The 1,457-nt window shown below is 74.0% G+C and carries 2 protein-coding genes; both read left to right on the top strand.

Going from position 1 to position 1,457, the window contains the following annotated elements; translation table 11 throughout:
* On the top strand, positions 1-355 hold a 355-nt coding region (locus JHN63_RS52000; protein WP_307782207.1), incomplete at its 5' end, for a CbiX/SirB N-terminal domain-containing protein.
* A complete protein-coding gene (gene cobC, locus JHN63_RS52005) occupies positions 345-1,430 on the top strand; it encodes an Rv2231c family pyridoxal phosphate-dependent protein CobC (RefSeq protein WP_200692058.1) in 1,086 nt (361 codons plus the stop codon). The genes JHN63_RS52000 and cobC, both read left to right, overlap by 11 nt.
* Positions 1,431-1,457 lie beyond the last annotated feature (27 nt).

Consider the following 1,457-nt stretch of genomic DNA (forward strand, 5'->3'; position numbering starts at 1 on the left):
GCGGCGGATCGTGGTCCTGCCGTACTTCCTGTTCACCGGCATCCTGCCGGAGCGGGTACGGCAGCAGACGGAGGGCTGGGCGGCGGCGCACCCGGACATCGAGGTGCGGTCGGCCGAAGTCATCGGCCCGGAGCCGGAGTTGCTGGATCTGGTGATGGAGCGGTACCGGGAGGCGGTCAAGGGCGATCTGCGGATGAACTGCGACTCGTGCGTGTACCGCATCGCGCTGCCCGGCTTCGAGGACAAGGTGGGGCAGCCGCAGCAGCCGCACTTCCACCCGGACGACGACGGTCACGACCACGACGGCCACCACCACGGGCACCACCATCACGGTGGGCACGCGCATGCACACTGACAGAGCTCACGATCCGGCGCGCGAGACCCATGATCTCCGGCATCACGGTGATGCCGAAGTCCGGGACGACGGGGCGCAGTTGATCGACCTCGCGGTGAACGTCCGCGCGGACACGCCGCCCGCCTGGTTGCGCGGGCGGATAGCCGACTCGCTGACCGGTCTCGCCGCCTACCCGGACGGGCGGGCGGCGCGGGCGGCGGTCGCGGCGCGGCACGGGCTGCCGGTGGAACGCGTCCTGCTGACGGCGGGTGCCGCCGAGGCCTTCGTGCTGCTCGCCCGCGCGCTGAAGGTCCGTCGGCCGGTGGTCGTGCACCCGCAGTTCACGGAGCCGGAGGCGGCGCTGCGGGACGCGGGGCATTCGGTGGAGCGGGTGCTGTTGCGGGAGGCGGACGGTTTCCGGCTGGATCCGGGCGCGGTTCCCGAGGACGCGGACCTGGTGCTGATCGGCAACCCCACGAACCCGACGTCCGTCCTGCACCCGGCCGGGTCCGTGGCCCAACTGGCGCGCCCCGGGCGGACGTTGGTGGTCGACGAGGCGTTCATGGACGCGGTGCCGGGTGAGCGCGAGGCCCTCGCGGGGCGGACCGACGTCCCCGGCCTCGTGGTCCTGCGCAGCCTCACCAAGACGTGGGGGCTGGCGGGACTGCGGATCGGCTACGTCCTCGCCGCCCCCGAGACGATCGCGGAACTGGAGCGGGCCCAGCCGTTGTGGCCGGTGTCCACGCCGGCGCTCGCCGCGGCGGAGGCGTGCATGGAGCCGCGGGCACTCGCCGAGGCGGCCCACGCGGCCCACCGCGTCGCCGCGGACCGGGCCCATCTCGTCGCCGGCCTCACGGAGTTCGCCCCCGACGGACTTCACGTGGTCGAGCCCGCCGAGGCCCCCTTCGTCCTGGTCCGCGTCCCGAACGCGGCCGCCGTCCGCCGCCACCTGCGCGACCTGGGCTTCGCGGTCCGCCGCGGAGACACGTTCCCGGGCCTCGACCCGCAGTGGCTCCGCCTGGCAGTACGAGACCGCTCCACCGTCAACCGCTTCTTGCAGGCACTGGACCAGGCGGTGACGTTGGCGGGGCGCTGAGGCCCCCCCCCCGGAACACCCCCCACC

This window comes from Streptomyces sp. MBT65, from assembly GCF_016612545.1.
Lineage (GTDB): Bacteria > Actinomycetota > Actinomycetes > Streptomycetales > Streptomycetaceae > Streptomyces.